The organism is Flavobacterium sp. 38 (assembly GCF_057799715.1).
On the sequence record NZ_JBYNWZ010000002.1, the window covers coordinates 89736 to 113009 of the forward strand.

At 32.7% G+C, this 23274-nt stretch carries 24 protein-coding genes; 19 read left to right on the forward strand and 5 right to left on the reverse strand.

What is annotated here, in order from left to right:
* Positions 1-25 precede the first annotated feature (25 nt).
* The 4 genes from AC3E9W_RS05595 (at position 26) to AC3E9W_RS05610 (ending at position 6277) form a co-directional block, all read left to right on the forward strand.
* Positions 26-1441, forward strand: a complete 1416-nt coding sequence (locus AC3E9W_RS05595) for an undecaprenyl-phosphate glucose phosphotransferase (protein ID WP_488767406.1) — start codon at positions 26-28, stop codon at positions 1439-1441.
* A gap of 69 nt (positions 1442-1510) precedes the next feature.
* Entirely contained in the window at positions 1511-2290 is a 780-nt protein-coding gene (locus AC3E9W_RS05600) for a polysaccharide biosynthesis/export family protein (RefSeq protein ID WP_488767407.1), read from the forward strand.
* A gap of 7 nt (positions 2291-2297) precedes the next feature.
* On the forward strand, positions 2298-4664 hold the full coding sequence (locus AC3E9W_RS05605; RefSeq protein WP_488767408.1) for a GumC family protein: 2367 nt from the start codon (positions 2298-2300) through the stop codon (positions 4662-4664).
* Positions 4665-4861: 197 nt separating this feature from the next.
* On the forward strand, positions 4862-6277 hold the full coding sequence (locus AC3E9W_RS05610; protein WP_488767409.1) for an undecaprenyl-phosphate glucose phosphotransferase: 1416 nt from the start codon (positions 4862-4864) through the stop codon (positions 6275-6277).
* 11 nt (positions 6278-6288) lie between these two features.
* Here the strand turns inward: AC3E9W_RS05610 and AC3E9W_RS05615 are convergent, their stop codons facing one another.
* Positions 6289-7026, reverse strand: a complete 738-nt coding sequence (locus AC3E9W_RS05615) for a tyrosine-protein phosphatase (RefSeq protein ID WP_488767410.1) — start codon at positions 7024-7026, stop codon at positions 6289-6291.
* A 111-nt stretch (positions 7027-7137) separates the two neighbouring features.
* On the opposite strand from AC3E9W_RS05615, the gene AC3E9W_RS05620 reads away from it, so the two are divergent.
* The gene (locus tag AC3E9W_RS05620) at positions 7138-8331 is read left to right on the forward strand and encodes a DUF5009 domain-containing protein (protein WP_488767411.1); all 1194 of its coding nucleotides are present in this window, start codon (positions 7138-7140) and stop codon (positions 8329-8331) included.
* A 52-nt stretch (positions 8332-8383) separates the two neighbouring features.
* Here AC3E9W_RS05620 and AC3E9W_RS05625 read toward each other — a convergent pair whose 3' ends face one another.
* Entirely contained in the window at positions 8384-8938 is a 555-nt protein-coding gene (locus AC3E9W_RS05625; RefSeq protein WP_488767412.1) for a hypothetical protein, read from the reverse strand.
* Between the two features lie 111 nt (positions 8939-9049).
* Here AC3E9W_RS05625 and AC3E9W_RS05630 point away from each other — a divergent pair, with 111 nt between their 5' ends.
* The 14 genes from AC3E9W_RS05630 (at position 9050) to AC3E9W_RS05695 (ending at position 19448) form a co-directional block, all read left to right on the forward strand.
* Entirely contained in the window at positions 9050-10231 is a 1182-nt protein-coding gene (locus tag AC3E9W_RS05630) for a hypothetical protein (protein ID WP_488767414.1), read from the forward strand.
* Positions 10232-10261: 30 nt separating this feature from the next.
* Complete coding sequence (locus AC3E9W_RS05635; RefSeq protein ID WP_488767415.1) at positions 10262-11425, forward strand: glycosyltransferase family 2 protein; 1164 nt, start codon at positions 10262-10264, stop codon at positions 11423-11425.
* Between the two features lie 84 nt (positions 11426-11509).
* Positions 11510-12874, forward strand: coding sequence for a dihydrolipoamide acetyltransferase family protein (locus AC3E9W_RS05640; protein WP_488767416.1), 1365 nt, complete (start codon positions 11510-11512; stop codon positions 12872-12874).
* Between the two features lie 216 nt (positions 12875-13090).
* A complete protein-coding gene (locus AC3E9W_RS05645; RefSeq protein ID WP_306156146.1) occupies positions 13091-13861 on the forward strand; it encodes a 3'-5' exonuclease in 771 nt (256 codons plus the stop codon).
* 86 nt (positions 13862-13947) lie between these two features.
* Positions 13948-14559, forward strand: coding sequence for a fumarylacetoacetate hydrolase family protein (locus AC3E9W_RS05650; protein ID WP_306156145.1), 612 nt, complete (start codon positions 13948-13950; stop codon positions 14557-14559).
* Positions 14559-14903: an Hpt domain-containing protein gene (locus tag AC3E9W_RS05655; protein ID WP_008468078.1), complete on the forward strand. Its 345-nt coding sequence runs from the start codon at positions 14559-14561 to the stop codon at positions 14901-14903. Before AC3E9W_RS05650 ends, AC3E9W_RS05655 begins: the two co-directional genes overlap by 1 nt.
* Before the next feature lie 176 nt (positions 14904-15079).
* A complete protein-coding gene (locus tag AC3E9W_RS05660) occupies positions 15080-16333 on the forward strand; it encodes a competence/damage-inducible protein A (RefSeq protein ID WP_488767418.1) in 1254 nt (417 codons plus the stop codon).
* A 71-nt stretch (positions 16334-16404) separates the two neighbouring features.
* On the forward strand, positions 16405-16641 hold the full coding sequence (rpmB, locus tag AC3E9W_RS05665) for a 50S ribosomal protein L28 (RefSeq protein WP_008468080.1): 237 nt from the start codon (positions 16405-16407) through the stop codon (positions 16639-16641).
* 27 nt (positions 16642-16668) lie between these two features.
* Positions 16669-16851 (forward strand): 50S ribosomal protein L33, encoded by a 183-nt coding sequence (gene rpmG / locus AC3E9W_RS05670; RefSeq protein ID WP_008253902.1) that lies wholly within the window; start codon positions 16669-16671, stop codon positions 16849-16851.
* A 74-nt stretch (positions 16852-16925) separates the two neighbouring features.
* Entirely contained in the window at positions 16926-17078 is a 153-nt protein-coding gene (locus AC3E9W_RS05675; RefSeq protein WP_008468081.1) for a DUF4295 domain-containing protein, read from the forward strand.
* Positions 17079-17267: 189 nt separating this feature from the next.
* A complete protein-coding gene (gene ftsY / locus AC3E9W_RS05680) occupies positions 17268-18221 on the forward strand; it encodes a signal recognition particle-docking protein FtsY (RefSeq protein ID WP_306156121.1) in 954 nt (317 codons plus the stop codon).
* A 6-nt stretch (positions 18222-18227) separates the two neighbouring features.
* Positions 18228-18398, forward strand: coding sequence for a hypothetical protein (locus AC3E9W_RS05685; RefSeq protein ID WP_456897026.1), 171 nt, complete (start codon positions 18228-18230; stop codon positions 18396-18398).
* Between the two features lie 332 nt (positions 18399-18730).
* Positions 18731-19171, forward strand: coding sequence for a lipocalin-like domain-containing protein (locus AC3E9W_RS05690; protein WP_488767421.1), 441 nt, complete (start codon positions 18731-18733; stop codon positions 19169-19171).
* Positions 19152-19448 (forward strand): DciA family protein, encoded by a 297-nt coding sequence (locus tag AC3E9W_RS05695; protein ID WP_306156245.1) that lies wholly within the window; start codon positions 19152-19154, stop codon positions 19446-19448. The genes AC3E9W_RS05690 and AC3E9W_RS05695 overlap by 20 nt, the downstream gene beginning before the upstream one ends.
* 121 nt (positions 19449-19569) lie before the next feature.
* Here AC3E9W_RS05695 and AC3E9W_RS05700 read toward each other — a convergent pair whose 3' ends face one another.
* From AC3E9W_RS05700 to bshC, 3 genes are all read right to left on the reverse strand, one after another.
* The gene (locus AC3E9W_RS05700; RefSeq protein WP_223704072.1) at positions 19570-19989 is read right to left on the reverse strand and encodes a nucleoside-diphosphate kinase; all 420 of its coding nucleotides are present in this window, start codon (positions 19987-19989) and stop codon (positions 19570-19572) included.
* Between the two features lie 253 nt (positions 19990-20242).
* Positions 20243-21514: an acyltransferase family protein gene (locus tag AC3E9W_RS05705; RefSeq protein WP_488767423.1), complete on the reverse strand. Its 1272-nt coding sequence runs from the start codon at positions 21512-21514 to the stop codon at positions 20243-20245.
* Between the two features lie 125 nt (positions 21515-21639).
* Positions 21640-23229, reverse strand: a complete 1590-nt coding sequence (gene bshC, locus AC3E9W_RS05710; RefSeq protein ID WP_488767425.1) for a bacillithiol biosynthesis cysteine-adding enzyme BshC — start codon at positions 23227-23229, stop codon at positions 21640-21642.
* Between the last annotated feature and the right edge of the window lie 45 nt (positions 23230-23274).

Genomic DNA, 23274 nt, shown 5'->3' on the forward strand with positions numbered 1-23274 from the left:
GTAATATTAATAATTTGGGAAGATAATGAAAATTCTTGAGAGACTGGCCCAATACCGCTTTTCCCGTTATTTCAAACTAATTTTTATTATTTCAGATTTAGCAGTTTTCAATTTATGCATTATATTATCTATTATTGCAAGATATGGTAATGTAGGAAGATTGCATTTAAAAGAAGTACAGACCATATCATTATTAGGTAATTTAGTATGGATTTCCTTATTGCTCTTTAATGATTCGTATAGAATAATTCGAATCGAACCTATAGAGTCGATGCTAACAAGAACAATTAAAAAGATTGTAATTCATGCATCAATAATTATAGCATTTGTTTTCTTTTTAAACTATTCTGATATATCTAGATTTAGGTTAGGTTATTTCTATATATTCTTTTTTATACTCCTGATGTTTTCCAGATATACATCGATGAAATTATTAAAATGCATTAGGGCTAAAGGCTATAATTTTAGAAATTTTGTCATTGTTGGAGCAAATGTAGCGGGAAAACAGATTAGAAAAACTCTAGCTAAGGATTTAACAAATGGATATCGGTTTTTAGGTTTTTTTGATGACAGTCCAATAACACTTGAAAAAGAGGAAACTTACATTGGAACTTTCGATGAAATAGAACAATTTATAAAAAGAGAAAGCGTCGATGAAATGTATATTGCACTCCATATTAACCAAATTTCTACAATAAATAAGTTGATACAAATTTGCGATCAGAATATGGTGCGAATCAAATTTGTTCCCGATTTTCAACAATACACAAAATCTAATAGAGTTCAAGTTTCATATTATCAAAATACTCCGATTTTAATTTTTCACCCTGAACCTTTAGAATACGCAGTCAATCGATTTATAAAAAAAGTATTCGATCTATGTTTCTCTGCACTTGTAATCCTGTTAATATTTCCTTGGCTGTTTCCCGTTGTAATGTTTATTATAAAAATAGAATCTCGTGGGCCAGTATTTTTTAAGCAAGAACGTTCTGGAAGAGATAATCAATCTTTCAAATGTTTAAAGTTTAGAAGTATGAAAGTAAATAATACTGCAGATAGTAAGCAGGCGCAAAAAGGAGATAGCAGAGTGACAAAGTTTGGTGCATTTATGCGTAAGACCAGTATAGATGAACTTCCCCAGTTTTTTAATGTTTTGATTGGAGATATGTCAGTTGTGGGGCCAAGGCCGCATATGGTAAATCATACCAATCAATATCGAGAGCTAATCAATAATTATTTGGTTCGTCATTATGCAAAACCGGGGATTACTGGGTGGGCTCAGGTAAATGGCTATAGAGGTGAAACCAAGGAGCTTATAGATATGAAAAACAGAGTTGATTATGATATTTGGTATATCGAAAACTGGAGTTTACTGCTAGATTTTAGAATCATTATTAAAACAGTTCTAAATATTTTCCATGGTGAGAAAAATGCGTATTGAGTGTAGTACAGCTTCTTATAAATACTTTCAAAAAATAATTGCAATGCGATTATTAAAATTTTTAATAAAATGAAATCTAAAATGTTTTGGATAAAAAGCGTTGTTTTTTTATCACTATTATTCTTGTTCTCCTGTGCTTCACGGAAAAATATTGTTTACTATCAGGATATTGATAAAATTACCGATAAGGGAGGAGAATCCTATGAAGTTAAAATACAGCCTGATGACTTATTAATGATTATAGTTTCTGCAGATGACGCGGAAGCGGCTTTGCCATTTAATTTAAAAACCTACAGTACTTCTGGAAATAGATTAGACATAACACGTGGACAGGAAACTGTACAGCAATACCTAGTTGATTTTGAGGGAAATATTGAGTTTCCAGTTTTAGGAAAAATTAAAGTGGGAGGATTGTCTCGTACTGAAGTACTTCATTTACTGCAAAATAAAATTAGTGGCTACATCAAAAATCCAATTATCAATCTTCGTATTACCAACTTTAAAATTTCTTTACAAGGTGAGGTCAATATGCCTGGAACCTATTCTGTAGCTTCTGAAAGAATTACTTTAATAGAGGCATTGAGTATGGGGAAAGATTTAACTGTTTACGGGAAAAGAAACAACATCTTAATTATAAGAGAAACTAACGGCAAGAAATCTTATAACAGAGTAAATATTACCAAGTCTGATTTTATTAATTCTCCATTTTATTATTTAGCTCAAAACGATGTGGTGTATGTTGAGCCAAATAAAACAAGAGTGAATTCGTCTGCAGTAGGACCAAATACTTCGGTGATAATTTCTGCTGTTTCCATTTTAGTTTCACTTTCAGTTCTAATATTTAAATAAAGTAAACATGCAAAATCAAGATTTTTATGATGATTTTACAAACGAAGATAATGATGGCTTGAATCTCCGTGAGCAGTTTGAAAAATATATTATTTATTGGAAATGGTTTTTATTGAGTGTATTTATAGGACTTATTTGTTCTTTTATGTATTTGCAATATGCAACATATAGGTATGAAGCGAGTACAACCGTATTGGTAAAAGATGAGAAAAAAGGTGGCATGCTTTCTCAACTATCTGTGTTTTCAGATTTAGGTTTGGGTTCAAATATGAAAAGTAATGTAGACAACGAAATTGAAATTTTAAAATCTAGAACATTAGTTGAAAAGACAATTCAAAAATTAAATCTTAATATATCATTGTGTCATAAAGGAACTTTAAAGGACTATAATGTTTATGGAGAAGCTCCCATAAAAGTTCTTTTTGTAGATAAGTCAAATCTTTTTGATGAATCTGAGATGAGCTTAAAGTTGAAGTTTTTAAACCAAAATACATTTGCACTGGAAGATATAGCGGATAAAAACGAAAGTATTCTTGTTTCTAACAAGAAAGAATATAGATATGGGGAAAAAATAGTTATGTCAATTGGAACATTCATTGTCGAAAAAACTGCTTTTTTTGAAAAAAAATATTCAGATCAGTTTGAGTCCGTTTACATTGATGTCAAACCATTGGATAATATTGCAGAGAGATTTCAAAACTCACTTAAAGTTGAGCTTGTAAGCAAGACCAGCAGTGTAGTTACTATCTCTGTTTCTGACCCAGTTTCTCAAAAAGCAAAAGATTTCTTGAATACAATGGTTCAAATTTATAATAAAGATGCCGCAGAGGATAGAAATTTAGTTTCTGAAAAGACGTCTGATTTTATTACAAATCGTTTAATCTTTATTTCTGAGGAATTAAGCGGGGTTGAACAGAATGTTGAAAGTTTTAAAAAAACAAACCAATTGGCTGATATAGATTCTCAAGCTAAGCTGTTTATTGATGGCTCTAATGAATATAATAAAAAAGGTGTAGAAACTGAAATTCAATTGAATGTGGTTTCTTCTCTTTTAGATTTTCTAAAAAAAAGCACTAATTCAGATTTACTACCAACAAACTTAATTTCAGATCAAGGAGAATCAAGTTCTCTGATGAATTCGTATAATCAGCTTGTTCTTGACCGAAATAGGATTTTAAAATCTGCTACCGCTGAAAACCCTGCTGTTTTAAAACTTAACGAGCAAATTTCATCTTTAAAATCAAATATTTCTCAAAGTTTGAAGCAAATACAGTCTAATCTTCAAATTAAAATTCACGATTTAAGAGGACAAGAAGGAATTTTAAAGAATAAAATCGAAAAAATTCCACAGCAAGAACGTCAATTCAGAGTAATAGAAAGACAGCAGAAAGTAAAAGAGGAGCTCTATATCTATTTACTTCAAAAAAGAGAAGAAACAACAATTTCTTTGGCAGCGACAGAACCCAACGCGCGTGTAATAGATGCCGCTAAAGAGGAAAAACAGCCGATAAGTCCTAAGAAAAAAATGGTTTATCTGGTAGGGGTTTTATTAGGGTTACTAGTTCCGTATGGAATAATTTATTCAAAAGAACTTTTAGATACTAAAATTAAAAGTAAATCAGATTTAGATGGCAATACACTAATTCCATTTATAGGAGACATTCCTACTTTTGATAATGCAAAAGAAATCATTAAATCTGAAAGCAGAAGCAGTTCTTCAGAAGCGATGAGGATTGTTCGAACTAATTTGGATTTTATGCTAAATAACGTTCCTCCAAATGTTGCCAAAACCATTTTTGTCACCTCTACTTTTGCTGGAGAAGGAAAAACACTATTATCTGTAAATTTAGCAGCTACTTTTGCTTTAACTGGAAAACGAGTTTTGTTAATTGGTATGGACATTAGAAGCCCAAAAATTGATGAGCTTATGGTTTTACCTAATATAGGATTAACAAATTATCTGTCATCAAATGTAAAAAAAGTAGAGGATTACATTGTAAAGCATCATGATTACAATGATTTATATATTTTGCCAGCAGGGTTAATTCCGCCAAATCCTGCAGAATTGTTAATGAGCAGTAAAATTGATGAGCTTTTTATTCAATTGAAAAACGAATATGATTACATTATTGTAGACACGGCTCCTGTGGCTTTAGTGGCAGATACATTGCTTATTGCAAAAAATGCAGATGCATTTGCCTATGTTATACGAGCAAATAAGCTAGATAAACGAATGCTTTCGTTTGCTAATTCCCTTTATAAAGAAAAGAAACTTCCTAATATGTGTATTGTATTAAATGACACGGTTTCCTCAAAAGGTTACGGATATGGTTATGGTTACAATGAAGTAAAAAAGAAAAAGAAATGGTTTTAAAAATATAACTAAAAATTAAAAAGTTATTAAAGCGGTCTATTGCTATAGGTCGCTTTTTTTGTTTTGATCGAATTCTTTTTGCGAAAAACCTTAATTAAAAGTTTAAGAAAATTGTTCTAAAGATAAGATTAAAGTGTGATTAAAATCTTATTTTCGTCGCCAGTACAAAAACAATCAATTTCCAGAAGAAGAAAGTAATGAGATTTTTACAAAAATTGTCAGATTATCGATTTTCGCGTTACTCCAAAGTCCTCTTTGTTTGTTGGGATTTGATTATACTGAATATTGCAATTTATCTCTCATTTATAGTTCGATTTGGAACTATAGATAATCTCTTGACAAAAGACGAAAGAACAATTTCATTGTTTACAAATTTAATTTGGATAGGACTTTTACTGCACAAAGATTCTCATAGGATTATCAGGATCGAATATATCGAAACAATACTTCAAAGAACAATAAAGAAAATTTTTATACATATAGCATTCGTAGTTTTTTTTGTTGTTATTTTAAAATACTATGATATATCGAGGCTGAGATTATTATGCTTCTATCTTTTTTTCTTTATTTTTTTGGTGATCTCCCGATATGTATTAATGAAGGTTTTAAAATATATGCGTGCAAAAGGGTATAATTTTAAAAAAATTATCATTGTTGGAGCAAATAATACAGGAGAAAAAATACATAAAATATTAGCTAAGGACCTGACTTACGGCTATAAATTTTTGGGCTTTTTTGATGAAAATCAAACAGAAAATCTAAATCCATTGACCATTCGAGGAGGTTTTGATGAAGTCCAGGAATTTATTATTACAGAAAAAGTAGATGAGGTTTATGTGGCTTTGCATATAGATAAGGTTGATACTATAACTAAGCTTATAAAAATATGTGAGCAAAATATGGTACGTATTAAAATTATTCCAGATTTTCAGTTGTATACAAAATCGAGTAAGGTCGAAATCGCTTTTTACGAAAACACTCCAGTTTTAATGCTCCGTTCTGAACCTCTTGAATTAGCGGTGAATAGAATTATAAAAAAAGTTTTTGATGTCTGTTTTTCAATATTAGTTATACTGCTTATTTTTCCATGGCTTTTTCCCATTGTAATGCTAATTATTAAATTAGAATCTAAGGGGCCGATATTTTTTAAGCAAGCTCGTTCGGGTCGTGACAATAAATCGTTTGTTTGCTTTAAGTTTAGAAGCATGTATCTCAACGATAAAGCTCATGATCAGCAGGCTAGAAAGGGTGATAGCAGGGTTACTAAATTTGGTTCTTTTATGAGGAAGACGAGCATCGACGAGCTGCCGCAGTTTTTTAATGTTCTTTGGGGCAGTATGTCTGTTGTTGGACCAAGACCACATATGATTAATCTAGCCAAGGAATATGGCGAATTGATTGATAATTATTCTGTAAGGCATTTTGCAAAGCCAGGAATAACTGGTTGGGCGCAGGTTAATGGCTACAGAGGAGAAACGAAGAAATTAAAAGATATGGAAAATAGGGTAGAGTGTGATATTTGGTATATCGAAAATTGGAGCTTGCTCTTAGATATAAAAATTATCGTTCGCACTCTTATTAATGTACTAAAAGGTGATGATAACGCTTACTAAGATCATAAGTCTTAAAACTTAAAAAACGTATTATTTTTAATGACCTCTCTTAAAGCAATTTCATTTTTGATTTTAATTTTTTGATCGAAAGCTGCAATATGATTTTTATGGTGCACATCAGAACCTGCAAAATTATATAATCCCTTTTTTAGAAGTTCGTCTGCAACTTTTGTGATTTTTTCTCCATAATAACCAACTGTGGCTAATAAATTTAGCTGAAACAAACAGCCTGCATTTTTTAACTTTTCATATTCCGAAAAGTTGTTGTGGTAAAATAAATATCTTTCCGGATGAGCAAGTACAGGAATATAACCTGCAACTTGCAATTCGAATAAAACTTTATACAATTGAATAGGTGCATTTATATACGACATTTCGACCAAAACATAATTGTCTTTTAGCGTAAGTAGTTTTTGCTCTTTTAAAAGATTTTCAAACCAATTGTCAATAAAATATTCTGCTGCAGCTCGAATCGGGATTTCAATTTTATTTTCTACTAATGCCTTTTGAGTCTCTTCCAGTTTTAATTGTATCGTTTCGGGAGTATTATTCCAGATGTGATAATTAATATGAGGACTGGTTATAATCTGAGAAATCCCAAGATCTTGCAAAGACGATACTAGCTTAATTGATTTTGTTATGTCTTTTGCGCCATCATCAATTCCAGGCAGAATATGTGAATGAATATCTACAAAACTACCGTCTAGAAGTTCTTTTAAAACAGGTTTTGATTTGAAAAATGATAACATGAGACAAATAAGTATTAATCAATTTTATAGAGAGCAAAATTAATCTAGAATTTGTAATAAGACATTTTAGAATTATGTTATATTTGATTTTTAGTAACAAAGTAAAAAATTATGAAAATAAAAGAGAATCTGTTTAATCAGCGTATTATTTCTATCGATGCTTTGCGTGGAATTACCATTTTTGTAATGATTTTTGTAAATGAACTGGCAAGTATCAAAAACGTACCGCAATGGATGAAACACATGCCTGCAGATGCAGATGCCATGACTTTTGTTGATTTAGTTTTTCCTGCTTTTTTATTTATTGTCGGAATGTCTATTCCGTTTGCTTTTAATGCTAGATTGATAAAAGGAGACAGTCCGAAAACAATCTGGACACATACTTTAAAAAGAGCAATTGCGCTTATCGTAATTGGTGTTTTTATGGTCAATGCCGAATATGGTTACGATGCTTCTAAAATGATAATTGAACCCGCGTTTTGGGGACTTTTGGCTTACTTGATGCCAATTCCGATTTGGAATAAATACCCGAAAAATTTTCCGCTTTGGTTAAAAAATGTACTTCAATATGGCGGGATACTCGTTCTAATAGCTTTATACTTTTTATATGTTCAAGAAGAAACTGGAGAAATTGGAATTACGCCAAAATGGTGGGGAATTCTCGGTTTGATCGGATGGGCATATCTTTTTACTGTAATTTATTATTGGCTGGTAAATGGAAATCTTTGGGCAATGATCGGATTTTTGATTTTTTCTGTTGCAATGAATTCTTTAAACTTAACCGAGAACTCTTTTGTCCAAAATATTTCTTGGATAAGTTTTATTGCCGGACATCTTACACATGCATCGCTTTCAACCGCTGGAGTTATAATTTCGTTGTTGTTTTTTGATCGAAAGATAAGTTCCAAAATCAATTGGCCTGTAATTGGTTTTATTGTTTTATTCACTTTGACAGCCATTTTACTTCGTCCGTATTTCGGAATTTCTAAAATAAAAGGAACACCTTCTTGGACAATGTTCTCGGCAGCAATTTGTACAGTCTTTTTTTATTTTCTGTATTGGCTGATGGAAGTTAAAAAACAAACCAAATGGAGTGAATTTTTTATGCCTGCCGCCGCAAATCCGTTACTGATTTATATTTTGCCAGGCGTTATTTATTATTTCAATAAAGCACTTAACATTCATATTCTGCCAGAATATTTTTCAGAAGGAGTTCCAGGAATTATCTGGTCTTTGGTATTTTCTACGATTATGCTTTTTGTAATGAAAATTTTGAATAGATATAAAATTCAGATGCAACTTTAGTTTAATGGTCAGTGTTCCGTTTTTTAGTAATCAGTTTTGTTGATTCTGAACACTAAAAAACAACCTTCTTTATCTTCAATACAGAGCCTGAAACGGGATTGTAATTCACAAAATTAAGCTTACAAATATTGTTGATGTTTAGTGTTTTTCCGTCTGGAAGTTCATCTTGTTTGAAATCGGTCCAAGGAATTTTTATCGTAGAAAAATGTTTTGGAGACGCAGGAAGACTTACTCTCGGGTGCGAACCTCCGTGTACACAGCCTGTTCCTTCGGCATTTCCTTCTCTCGCCTGCAGTTTTATAATTTGTGTCCACTGATAGGTAATCTCTACATATTTAGATTCGTTTGAAAGATTCGTCGGAACTCCGTCGTTGGTTTCAGAATTTGTAATCATTACGTTTAGCTCCATTTCCCCTTTTGGATTTTCTTTTGCTGTCACCAAAACAATTCCTTTTTTCAAGCGTAAAGCATTTATTGCTTCTTCATTTTCAACCGACGGTCCGGCAATAAACCATTTGTTCGATTTAATAAGATCGGTTCTGTTTTGTCCTTCAATTCTAAGCACAGAAACAAATACTAGGACCATTACAATTGAAAAATTCTTCATGATTGAGTTTTTACCATATAATCAAATATAGTTTTTTAAGAAATTAAAAATGCTGCTTAATTCATTTAAAAATATTTAAATTTGTAAGAGAAGGTTTTTAAGATATTGTGAGTGAATAGTTTAAAAATTAAATACATCTTCGTTTTACTTTTAATAGGATCGTTTTGCCAAGCTCAAAATGATAGTACAGCCGTGGGTACACGAGATATTTTAGATGTAATTCATAAAATTTTTGACAAGCAAGATACTATTCGTCCCGAAAGAAAGAGAAAACTAACTTTTTCATTATTGCCAGTTCCTGTCGGCGTTAATTCAAGCACAGGTTTGGTTGTCTCTTTTCTGACTACATTTTATTTGGGCGATCCAGAAACCACCAAAATGTCTCAGGTCACTTTTTCACCTTATTTTAGTTTTAGCAAGCAATTTGTCTTTCCAATCCAATCTTATATTTATTCGAAGGACAATAAATGGAATCTAATTGGAGATTATCGGTATATGATTTATCCTCAAGATACTTATGGATTGGGTATAGATAACTCCGAGAAAGAAATGTCAACACTCGATTACCAGCAGTGGCGTTTTTATCAGTTTATTACGCGGCAAGTTGTGGGAAATTATCGTTTGGGAGTTGGTTTTCTTTTAGATAATTATCAAAATATTTCTGAAGAATCATACATAGACGGAGAAACCGATTATTATAAATATATGAATGGCGATTATTCTAACGAAACTTCGTTTGGATTTGCTATTCAAGGATTGTACGATTCTAGAAAAAATATAATAAACCCAAAAGAAGGTTTGTATGTTGAAGCCGATTTACGAATAAATACCAGCGGAGTAGAAGGAGATAAATGGCAGTCTTTGTATTTTGATGCCCGAAAATACCATTCTTTTAGTAAAACCAAACATCGTGTTTGGGCTTCTAGAGCTTTTTACTGGTCAACATTTGGCGGAAAACCACATTATTTAGATTTGCCAAGTATTGGTTGGGATCGTGAAGGGAAAACAGGACGCGGATTTACAAAAAACAGATATCGAAGCAATGCTTTAATTTATTTTGAAACCGAATACAGAACCGATATCAGCCGTAACGGATTCTTCGGCGCCGTATTTTTTACTAATATTTCCTCAGTTTCTAAATTAGATACCTATCAATTTAAAAAATGGAATCCCGCAGTTGGAACCGGAATCCGTGTAAAATGGAATAAGCGCAACGGCAGTAATCTGGCGCTAGATTACGGAATTAGTAAAAACGATTGGTCGCTGCGTTTGGGATTGTCTGAAAATTTCTAACTTCGGCCAAAATCTACAGAACCATTTTTCATGCAGTTATCGGTTGTTATTCTCAATTACAATGTGCGCTACTTTCTCGAACAATGCCTTTTAAGCGTTCAGGAAGCGATTGCGGCAATCGATGCTGAAATTATTGTAATCGATAATAATTCATCGGACGAAAGTGTTTTGATGCTGAAAGAAAAATTTCCTGACGTTAAACTAATTGAAAATAAAGAGAATTTTGGTTTTCCAAAAGGCAATAATATTGGTTTTCGTCAAGCGAAAGGGAAGTACGTCTGTATTTTAAATCCTGATACAGTTGTTGCAGAAGATACTTTTACAAAGATTTTGGCTTTCGCCGAAAGGCAGAACAATCTCGGAATTATCGGCTGCAAACTAATTGACGGAACTGGAGAATTTCTGCCAGAAAGCAAACGCGGAATTCCAACGCCCTGGGTTGCCTTCACAAAAATTTTCGGATTGTATAAAATCTTTCCTCAAACCAGACTTTTTAATCAATATTACGCACAGCATTTAAAAGAAAATGAAACAGGAAAAGTGGATATTCTTGTTGGCGCTTTTATGTTTTTAGAAAGAAGTCTGTATGAAGATTTAAATGGTTTTGATGAAAACTGTTTTATGTATGCTGATGATATCGACTTGTCTTACCGCGCCTTGCAAAAGAAAAAGACTAATTATTATTTTCACGAGACCACTGTTTTACATTATAAAGGAGAAAGTACGGTGAAAGATGAAAAATATATGATGAGGTTTCAAGAAGCGATGAATTTCTTTTATCAGAAGCATTTTAAGAAATCATGGTTTTTCAGTTTTTTCATCCAAATCGGAACTTGGTTTTTTTCTTTTGTGAAAATGTTTCAGGGGAATGCGAGAATAAAACCCAATCCAGAATCGTATGTTTTTTATTCTTTAAATGAAGATTTGTCTCAAAAATTAGCTTTAACTTTAAAAAATAAAGTCCGGTTTTTAAAAATCCCGAAAGAAAAAATGGTAAATTCGTGCCTGATTTTTAAGGGAAAAAAGGTCGAAATTATTTTAGATAATCAATACATTTCATTCAAAAAATGTATCGAAATCATAGAAACTCTTAAAGATAAGAGGATTACTTTTAAAATTTTACCCAAAAAGACCCATTTTATTATTGGAAGCAATTGCAGAAATGACAGAGGGCAAATCGTAAAAATTGAGTAAAAAATTATATTAAGTGTAATTTATGTTTAAAATATTCGTTAATTTCGCAATCTGAAAATCAAAAACATCTTTTAGATTAACAATATGGCAAGATTTGAATTAAAGCTTCCAAAAATGGGAGAAAGTGTCGCTGAAGCAACTATTACCAATTGGTTGAAAGAAGTAGGAGACAAAATTGAGGCTGATGAAGCCGTACTCGAAATTGCAACCGATAAAGTTGACAGTGAAGTGCCTAGCGAAGTATCAGGGATTTTAGTTGAGCAATTGTTTGGTAAAGATGATTTAGTGCAAGTAGGGCAGACCATTGCGATTATTGAAACTGAAGGAGGCGACGCGCCAACTGCAGCAGTAAATAATACTGAAGAAACTGCCGCTCCTGCCGAAGCTGCTGAAATTGAAAAAACAATTGAAGCAGTTAAAGAAACGGTAACGACTTCTCAAGACTTCTCAAGTTCAGATAAATTCTTTTCTCCATTAGTAAAAAATATTGCAAAAGAAGAAGGTATTTCTTTAAGCGAACTTGAAAATATTGCGGGTTCTGGTAAAGACGGACGAGTAACAAAAGAAGATATTCTAAAATATGTAGAAGATCGTAAATCTGGAGCAGTTCAAACACCAAAACAAGTTGAGGAAACTCCAAAAGAAGTGGTGGAAACTCCGAAAGTTACAGTCGAAGCTCCGAAAGTAGTTGAGCCAGCGGTTCAAAAAAGCCAGCAGGCAGTTCCAGTTTCTGTAAATGGCGGTGACGAGATTGTTGAAATGGACAGAATGCGTAAACTGATTTCAGGTTATATGGTAGCTTCGGTTCAAACTTCGGCTCACGTTCAGTCTTTTATTGAGGTTGATGTAACTAATATTGTAAAATGGAGAGATAAAGTAAAAGCGGCTTTCGAAAAAAGAGAAGGCGAGAAATTGACTTTTACTCCAATTATGATGGAAGCTGTTGCAAAAGCTTTGAAAGATTTTCCCGGAATGAACATTTCTGTTGACGGAGATTATATCATTAAAAAGAAAAATATCAATTTAGGAATGGCAGCGGCTCTTCCAAACGGAAATTTAATTGTTCCTGTAATTAAAAATGCAGATCAGTTGAATTTAGTTGGAATGGCAAAAGCGGTTAACGATTTAGGAAACCGTGCAAAAGCTGGAAAACTTAAGCCAGACGATACGCAAGGTGGAACTTATACGGTTACAAACGTTGGTACTTTTGGAAGTGTTTTCGGAACTCCGATTATCAACCAGCCGCAAGTTGGAATTCTAGCTCTTGGAGCAATTCGTAAAGTGCCTGCGGTTATTGAAACGCCAGAAGGAGACTTTATCGGAATCCGTCAGAAAATGTTCTTGTCGCACTCTTACGATCATAGAGTTGTAGATGGAGCGCTTGGTGGAAGTTTCGTCAAAAGAGTAGCTGAATATTTAGAAGCTTTTGATGTGGATAGAGATTTCTAAAATTCAATTATAAAATAAATTCAAATCCGATAGGTTTAAAACTTATCGGATTTTCTTTTGTAAGAAAAGAATTAAGTGGAAATGCGTGATCTTATTGAAGACTTATTTTAGAAAAGTTAAAATCGCGATTTGAAAGCTTTTTTAGACAAAAAAAATCAGAATAAAGGAAGATATTCCGCTTTAAAAATTACATTTGTAAACTTATAAAAATTAGAAATGGAATTAAAACTTAACAAACCAATTTGCTTTTTTGATCTCGAAACAACGGGAATTGATATCGGTAAAGATAGAATCGTAGAAATTTCAATATTCAAAGTTTTTCCTAACGGAAACAAAGAAAGTAAAACCTGGCTGGTTAATCCAACAATTCCAATTCCTCCACAAACAACTGCAGTTCATGGCATCACAGACGAAAAAGTGGCCAACGAACCTACTTTTGCAGAACTTGCTCCGCACATTCATAATATGATTAAAGACAGTGATCTTGGCGGATTCAATTCTGATCGTTTTGATATTCCGCTTCTGGCCGAAGAATTGCTTCGTGCGGGAGTAGATTTTGATATGAAAAATAAAGTTTCTGTAGATGTGCAGACTATTTTCCATAAAATGGAAGAGCGTACTTTGAGTGCGGCTTTAAAATTTTATTGCGGAAAAACGTTAGACAATGCGCACTCGGCAGAAGCAGATACAATGGCAACTTACGAAATTCTAAAAGCGCAGTTAGATCGTTATCCAGAACTGGAAAACGATATGAAATCTTTGTCTGAATTTACAACTCGTAAAAAAATCGCCGATTTTGCCGGAATGATCGCTTTTGATAAAGATGATGAAGAAATTTTTACTTTTGGAAAACATAAAGGAGCTAAAGTGGAAAAAGTTTTGGAAACAGAACCAGGATATTTCAGCTGGATTCAAAATGCTGATTTTCCTTTGTACACCAAAAAAGTTTTGACAGCAATTAAATTAAGAAAATTAAATACGAAGTAAAGGTGCTGAGCTGCTAAGGTTCTAAGAAGCTAAGTTTTGCTTTCTTAGAACCTTAGCGCCTTAGAATCTTAGAACCTATAAAAAAAATGAAAATTATTTGTGTCGGCAGGAATTATGCTAATCATATAGAAGAGTTGAAAAACGAACGCCCTAGTGAGCCTGTTGTTTTTATGAAGCCAGATTCGGCAGTTTTGCTGAAACAGCATCCATTTGTTATTCCCGAATTTTCAGAAGATGTTCATCATGAAGTTGAAATAATCGTAAAGATTAATAAGGTTGGAAAATATATTGAGCCAAAATTTGCTCATAAATATTATGATGAAATAAGTGTTGGAATCGATTTTACAGCTCGAGATCTGCAAAGTAAACTGAAAGAAAAAGGACTTCCGTGGGAAAAAGCCAAAGCTTTTGACGGTTCGGCAGTTATTGGTGATTTTTTGCCAAAAACTGATTTTGTTTCTATGGAAAATCTTAATTTTGAATTAAAAAGCAATGGCGAAACAGTTCAAAAAGGAAATTCAGAAATGATGCTTTGGAAAATTGATGAACTGATTGCTCACGTATCTCAATTTTTTACATTAAAAATTGGGGATATTATTTTTACGGGAACGCCAGCAGGTGTGGCGGCTGTAAAACCAAATGATGTTTTAGAAGGCTTTTTAGAAGATAAAAAATTATTCAGAATACAAGTAAAATAATGGCTTTAAAATACAACCTTTCGAAAGTATATGCGCTTTCAGATAATGACCCTGAATTTGTAAATCAGATTTTAACCTTGTTTGTAACAGAAGTACCAGAAGATTTAAAACAAATCAAGGAAGGAATTAAAAAGAAGGATCATAAATACGCCTATTCTTATGCACACAAAATAAAGCCGACTTTAGATTTAATGGGGCTTAATGTTGCTTTTGAAGAAATCTTGCAGGTAGAAGCTTGGACAAAAGCTGAAGGCAAGAAAAAAGATATTATCGAGACTTTTAAAAGTATTAAAGTACAAGTAAAAGAAGCGATTAAAGAAATTAAAAAAGACTTTGATCTTTAATATAAATTTTGACTTATTTCTGTTGTTTGAATAGGAATAAGTCAAAATCATTTTTAAATTTTGTAAACGGCTTATAGTTTGTAAAAGCTGTTATTACCTCCTTCAAGACAAAGTTTAAATAAATCTACTTATAAATTATTGACTTGCGTAAGCAAGGAAAAAAATACTTCACTGATATGAAAGCAGCTATTATTACTATTGGAGATGAAATCTTAATTGGCCAAATCGTTGATACAAATTCAGCTTTTATTGCTAAATCACTGGACAGAATTGGAGTTGAGGTAGCAGAGATGCTTTCTATCAGCGATGATAAAAAACATATTTTAGATACGTTTTCTCATTTTCAAAACAAAGTAGATGTTGTAATTGTAACTGGCGGACTTGGTCCAACAAAAGACGATGTTACAAAGAAAACGTTCTGCGAATATTTTGATGATGAACTAGTAGTTGATCAAAAGGTTTTGGCACACGTAACAGAATTGATTGAGGGCTTTTATAAAAGACCAATTTCTCAAATGAATAAGGATCAGGCATTGGTTCCTTCAAAATGTACGGTTTTGCCAAATAAAGTTGGTACTGCGCCTGGAATGTGGATGAGGAAAGAAAATACCGTTTTTATTTCGCTTCCTGGAGTTCCGTATGAGATGAAATATTTAGTTGAGGAAGAAATAATTCCAAAAATTGTTCACGAATACAAACGTCCCTATATTATTCATAAAACCATTTTGACTTATGGTCAGGGCGAAAGTTTAGTTGCAGAGCGTATCGAACATTGGGAAAATAATCTGCCAGAATTTATAAAACTGGCATATCTGCCAAATCCTGGCCGTGTACGTTTAAGATTAACGGCAAGAGGAACAGATAAAGAGCTTTTAGAAAAAGCGATTGAAGATAATGTAACCTCGCTAGATGCTATTATTCATGATATTATAGTGGGTTACGATGAAAATGAAACAATAGAAGCAGTTGTAGGCAAATTGCTGGCGAAACAAAATAAAACGATTGCAACAGCTGAAAGTTTTACGGGGGGAAAAGTAGCTTCTTTATTATCTGCTGTGCCTGGAGCGTCGGCTTATTTTAAAGGAAGTGTTGTTTCGTATGCGACTGAAGCTAAAATAAATGTTTTGGGAGTTTCTAAAGATTTAGTTGAGGAGTATTCTGTTGTAAGTGCGCAAGTTGCATCTGTAATGGCTTCGAATGTTAAAAATTTAATGCAAACCGACTATGCAATAGCAACGACGGGCAATGCAGGACCTTCAAAAGGCGATTCTGATGCTGAAATTGGTGCAGTTTTTATTGCTTTGGCAACACCAAACGGCGTAATTGTGGAAGAATTTAACTTTGGACAACCGCGTGAAAAAGTGATAGATAGGGCAACAGTTAAGAGTTTAGAAATATTGCAGAAAGAAATTTTAAAAATTGTGCAATAATTTTTTGCTACAATGGTTTATTTTTCTTTTCTTTGCACCCTGATTTTGAATAACGATAAAAGATAAGTATAATGTCAAGAGTTTGTGACCTTACAGGTAAAAGAGCGATGGTAGGAAATAACGTTTCTCACGCTATGAACAAAACTAAGAGAAAGTTTTCTGTAAACTTAGTTAAAAAGCGTTTTTATCTTCCAGAAGAAGATAGATGGATTACTCTTAGAGTAGCAGCATCTACGATAAAAACAATTAATAAAAATGGAATCACTGCAGTTTTGAAAAAAGCGCAGTCAGAAGGATTTATCAAATAATCTTTTCCTAAATAAATATATAGCAAGATGGCAAAGAAAGGTAATAGAATCCAAGTAATTTTAGAATGTACTGAGCACAAAACTTCTGGTGTTCCAGGAACTTCTAGATATATTACAACTAAGAACAAAAAAAACACTCCAGATAGATTAGAGATTAAAAAATTTAATCCAATCTTAAAAAGAGTAACTGTTCACAAAGAAATTAAGTAATAATTAGAGATTTTTATAAATCTCAAATGGTTTGGCCATTCGAGTTTTATGAAAAGTTCAATAACATTTGAATCATGGCAAAGAAAACCGTAGCATCGTTACAAACATCTTCTAAGAGATTATCAAAAGCCATCAAAATGGTGAAATCTCCTAAAACTGGTGCATATACATTCGTAGAATCTATTATGGCTCCTGAAGAAGTTGATGAATTCTTGAAAAAGAAATAATTACATTTACATTATATAGAAAAGCTACTTTCTTTCGGAAGTAGCTTTTTTATTACCTATATTTGTCTAAAAATTTGAAGAATCGTAACAAATTGTCTTTTTTTGAAAAACAATTGCGCTTTCTTTAAAGATTTGGGTTTCTTGTCTGAAAATCAAGAAATCTAGTAAATCTAAATAATCTACAAAAAAATGAGTTTTTTTAAAAAATTATTCTCTACCGAAAAAAAAGAGACTTTAGACAAAGGTCTTGAAAAAACGAAAACTACTTTTTTCTCGAAGTTAAGCAAGGCCGTAGCAGGAAAATCTAAAGTTGATGATGATGTTTTAGATAATCTGGAAGAGGTTTTGGTGGCTTCAGATGTAGGAGTAAATACGACTTTGAAAATTATTTCAAGAATTGAAAAACGTGTTGCTGAAGATAAATATCTAGGAACAGAAGAATTAAATCAGATTCTTCGTGATGAAATAGGTGCTTTATTGTCTGAAACCAATACGGGTGAAGCGACAGAATTTGAAATTCCGAAAGATAAAAAACCGTATGTTTTAATGGTGGTTGGTGTAAATGGTGTTGGAAAAACAACGACTATTGGAAAGTTGGCCTATCAATTTAAGAAAGCAGGTCACAATGTGGTTTTAGGAGCGGCAGATACGTTTCGTGCGGCGGCGATTGACCAATTGCAAGTTTGGGCAGATCGTGTAGGTGTTCCTATTGTAAGGCAGCAAATGGGAAGTGATCCAGCTTCTGTAGCTTTTGATACTTTGCAATCAGCTGTGGCTCAAAATGCAGATGTGGTGATTATTGATACTGCTGGTCGTCTTCATAATAAAATCAACTTGATGAACGAATTGACAAAAGTAAAACGTGTAATGCAGAAAGTTGTTGCTGATGCGCCTCATGATGTACTTTTAGTTTTAGACGGTTCTACTGGTCAGAATGCTTTTGAGCAGGCTAAACAATTTACAGCAGCGACAGAAGTAACTTCGTTAGCTGTAACTAAATTGGACGGAACTGCGAAAGGTGGTGTTGTAATTGGTATTTCAGATCAGTTTCAGATTCCGGTTAAATATATTGGGGTTGGTGAAGGAATTGAAGATTTGCAAGTTTTCAATAAATACGAATTCGTAGACAGTTTCTTTAAATAATTTATAATGGATTTCAAAAATATATCGGCACTTACTTTTTATTTTGCCAGTGTAATCAGTTTTGTTTTAGCAAATGTTTTCAAGGATAAAAATCTTTCTGTTTACTATATTTTGCTTGTTGCTGGTGTCGTTTTATTCTTTTTAGGAGTTTTAAAGAGAATAAAAAGTAATAAATAGTAAGAATAAAAAATATAAATGAGCCTTTAAGTATTTGATTTAAAGGCTCATTTTTTATTGATGTAAAGCATTTATTTTTTTTAGATTTTTATTGAAAAATAAATTAAGAGATAAAAATTTCTTTTGATCATTATAAGGTTATCTTTGTAGTCCGAGAATTTTTTTGAAAACGGGAACCCTAGCCCTGATGGGAGCGGCATCTCCCGATTTAGAAAAAAAAAGCTTTTTAGCTGTAGTTTTTGTTTATCGGGAATACAGCGGACAGCAGGAATCAGCTCCTAATTCTTCGACTTCATTCTGGTTAAAAAGAATAAATTTTAATATTTTTATTTATGAAAAACACTTTTATAGTTTTGTTTGTTTCGCTATTGTTTGTGAGTTGCAAACAGGAAATAAAACCGGCAGATATTGCTAAATTGAATGGCTATTGGGAAATTGAAAAAGTGGTTTTTGCGAAAGGTGAAGAGAAAGAATATAAAATGAACGAGACTTTTGATTTTTTTCAGATTAAAAACAATAAAGGAGTTCGAACGAAGGTAATGCCACAATTTGATGGTACTTTTTTAACTACAGATACCTTTGAGAATGTATCGGTTCGTTTTACTGGAGAGCAGGTTTTATTGGATTATAAAACGGATTATACCAAATGGAGCGAAGAAATTATATCGCTTTCTGATGACAAATTGGTGGTTAAAAACCCGCAAAAAATAGAATATCATTATAAAAAAGCAGCACCCATAAATTTATTGAATGATGGCGAAAAGACTAAATAACGAAACTCCTATAAGTGCTGTTTTACAGCAGATCATTCAGGTAAACAAATTGCAACCTGGAATGGATCAAATTGATGTGCGTGATGCGTGGAAAAACCTTATGGGAAGTGGTGTAAATACGTATACTAAAAATGTTGTCCTTAAAGGGAGTACGCTTTATGTTGAGTTAGGTTCTTCTGTTTTGCGCGAAGAATTGGCTCATGGAAAGTATAAAATTGTGAAAATGATCAATGAAGAGCTTGGGCGCGAAGTGGTGAAGGATGTGATCTTGAGATAAGGTTCTGAGTTGCTAAGGTTCTAAGCTGCTAAGTTTATATAAAAAAAACATCCGCCGAGGCGGATGTTTTTTTTATATGAGATTTTTAAATCTAAAATCTAAATTCAGAAATCTAAAATTATTAGAATTGCTCTCTTCCTGCGAAGTGGAATGCACCTTCGATAGCAGCATTTTCGTCGCTGTCAGATCCGTGAACTGCATTTTCTCCGATTGAAGTAGCGTATGCTTTACGAATAGTTCCTTCAGCAGCTTCAGCTGGGTTTGTAGCTCCAATTAAAGTTCTGAAATCTTCTACTGCGTTTTCTTTTTCTAAAATAGCAGCAACAATTGGTCCTCTAGACATAAATTCAACTAATTCTCCGTAGAAAGGTCTTTCTGCGTGAACTGCGTAAAATGCTTTAGCATCAGCTACAGTTAATTGAGTTAATTTTAATGAAACGATTTTGAAACCACCATTAGTAATCATTGCTAAGATATTCCCGATGTGTCCGTTTGCAACAGCATCTGGTTTAATCATTGTAAAAGTTCTATTTGTTGCCATTTTTTATTTTATTAAATTTTGTGCAAAAGTATACTTTTTTTATGAATTGATTTTAATAAATTCATAATTTAAATAGGTTACAATGATGTTTTGAGCAAGAAAGATATTTTTAAACCATATAAGCTCATGTAAGTTCATTTAATTGATTAAGGAGTTGCTATTTGACTATTCCTGTAATATGAACTTATATAGCTTCTATGGTTTAAAAAAAAGACGCACTGCGGTGCGTCTCTACATAATATGGTGAAATTTTTTACACTTTAAAAATTAATTTGTTTCTGTAGAAAATCCATAATATAAAGGTCCAGATGGCAACGTATGTCAACGCGCCTGCTAAAGATGCAGTCATTGGATTACTAAAGAAAGGAGCAATTCCGAAACGGTATAAATAATCTAAAAGATTGGTTTGTTCTTCTGGATTGCTAGGGTTTTGGAAACGAATCATGGTCAATGCCTGCGGGATAATCTGTGAGGCAAAGAAAACAATCATTGGGTTTACGCCCCAAACCACAAATAGTTTAAAGCCTTTTTTGTGTTCTTTTATATCAATTATATAATATAAAGCTGTTAAGCAAACAGTTGCCAATCCTGTAGTGTATAAAACATAACTGCTTGTCCAAATTGATTTGTTTATGGGGAAAACTAAATCCCAAATTAATCCGAAAAAGATTAGTGCGGTGCCTATCATACCCATTCTTTGGGCTTTTTGAATTTTAGTGACATTAAGCAATAAAATTTGGCCGATGAATAAACCGATGATTCCATTTACAACTGATGGCAATGTGCTTAAAATTCCTTCTGGATCCCAAGTATTGGTTTCGTGATACATATGCCCTTTTAAAAGTATGCTGTCAACCCAAGCGGCTAAATTGGTGCCTCTTTCTAAATTGGCTTCTCCAAATCCTGGAACTGGAATTAAAGTCATAACCGCCCAATATCCAAAAAGTAAAACCGCTCCAGTTATGATTTGGGTTTTTCTAGATGTTTTTAAGTATAAAAGCGAAACCACAAAATATACGATAGCAATACGCTGTAAAACTCCAGGGAGACGAACATCTTGATAATTTTCAAATCCGCCGTAAGCTAAAATTAGATAAATGGCTAATATACCAAAAGCAAAGATGTTTTTTAATCGAGTACTGAAACTGCCCATTAAAGCATAACCAATCGCACAAGTAATGATTAGTCTTGCTGTTAGAAGCGGAATTCCTTCTAGTCCAAATAATTGAATTTTTCCAAAGAAATTAAAGAAAATCCCCAAACAGAGCATTCTTAAAGAACGAATCAGAATTTTATTGAATGTAGTTTCGTCGTATTTTTTCTCAGGCATTGCAAGCGGTACAGCGACTCCCATTATAAAAATGAAAAACGGAAAGACAAGATCGGTTGGTGTACAGCCGTTCCAGTGTGCGTGCAAAAGCGGCGGATAAACATTCCCCCAATCACCGGGATTGTTTACGATAGTCATCAATAGAATAGTCAGTCCGCGAAAGACATCAAGCGAAATTAGGCGTTCTCTTACCATTAGGTTAGTTAGTTAATAGGTTATAAAATATAATTCTATTTGGTTTGAGAGAGCAGTAATCTAGGAGATGTGCTGGTTATTTGTTCCTAAAATTATTGCTTTTAAATTTCTAAAGATAATTATTTTTAGATGATTATAATGTCAAAATTATGTTCTAAAGGTTTTAGTTTCTGAATCAAAAGCGGAATCAATTGTTCTCCTCTTTCTAAATAAAATTCAGAAAAATTAGCCTGACGTTCTTGAAGACTTTGATTAGGAAATAATTCGCATTGTAAATCGGTAACACGTTCTATTTGATCTGCGAGTTTTCTTTTTTGTGCTTTTAATAAACGTTTCTCTAGATTTTCTAGACCTTTCTTTTGTTTTACTTCTTGTGCTTTTACAGCGCCTGAGAAAGATTTGTCGGTCTTTTCGGCCAATTCAAAAAGATAAGCAAACTGTTTTTCAAGTACTTCTCTTTGAGGAGTCAAATCTATCGGAAATGGAGAAAGTTTATGCGTAATTTCGTTAACTAAATTCTGAGATTTATTGAATAAATCTTTCCAAGATAAATTTAAATTATCAGCTTTTTTAACTTGTTTTTCTGTAGCTAAAAGAACAGAATTTCGAACTAATAGTATTGGAAAAGTAATGTTTACAGCATCAAAGAAGCCTTTTAATTCTAGCCAATAAGCAATTTCTCCGCCTCCGCCAATGTAGCATAGATTTGGTAAAATAATCTCTTGATATAACGGACGCATGATTACGTTTGGACTGAATTTTTCAGGATTGCTTTCTAGTAATTTAAAAATTTCGTCTTTTGAAAATGAGATTTTGGTGTTGTTTACTATGTATTTGTCATTTTCAAAAATGATTCTTTCACGAAGTTTATCTTCAATATAAAATAAATTAATCTCACGCGGATTTACCTGAACGGTATACTCTGATAATGCTTCAATTGATTGTTGAACAGCTTTAAAAGAAGTTTGATTTTCTAATTCTTCTTTTACAAACGGAATAAAAGCACGTTTTAGATCGGCATCGTCTGCATCTATAATCACTAAACCGTAATTTGCGAAAAGGGCATTGGCTAAATAACGAGTTGCATCAGCTAGATTTTCATGTTTTAAATAAGCATCTTCAAAAAGTTTTTTTAAAGTATTGGCATTAGTACTCGAACCTAATTCTTTAGAATAAACTTCAAACAAGTCTTCTAGGCCGTTAGTTGAAAGTCTTCCGACAGGGCCAGTACTTTCTGCATTCCAGCGGATTTTTTTTCCTTTAAAATTAAAATAATTAATTTCTTCAAAATCGTGATCTTCTGTTGCCATCCAGTAAATTGGGACAAAATTTTGCGAAGGATATTTCGATTTTAATTCTTTAGTTAAATTAATCGTAGAAATAATTTTATATAAAAAATACAACGGCCCACTAAAAAGATTTAACTGATGTCCAGTTGTAATGGTAAAAGTGTTTTCGAGCGCTAAAAGCGAAATATTTTGATTGGTTAAATCTGAAGCTTCAATATTTTGATATTGTTTCTGAAGAGTTTCAACCAATACAGTTCGGTTGCTATGATTAAAATTGGCTGATTTTTCAGCAATTTGTTTTTCGAAATTTTCTAGGCTTGGAAAATGGTTGTACAGCGGTTTTAACTCTGGTTTTTGATCTAAGTAATCTTGCATTAATTTAGAGAAATATCCAGAAGTTTGAAAGCTGATACAGTCGGTAGGCATAATTTTAAATTTATTTTTGACAGCTGTAAATTTAATGAAAATATA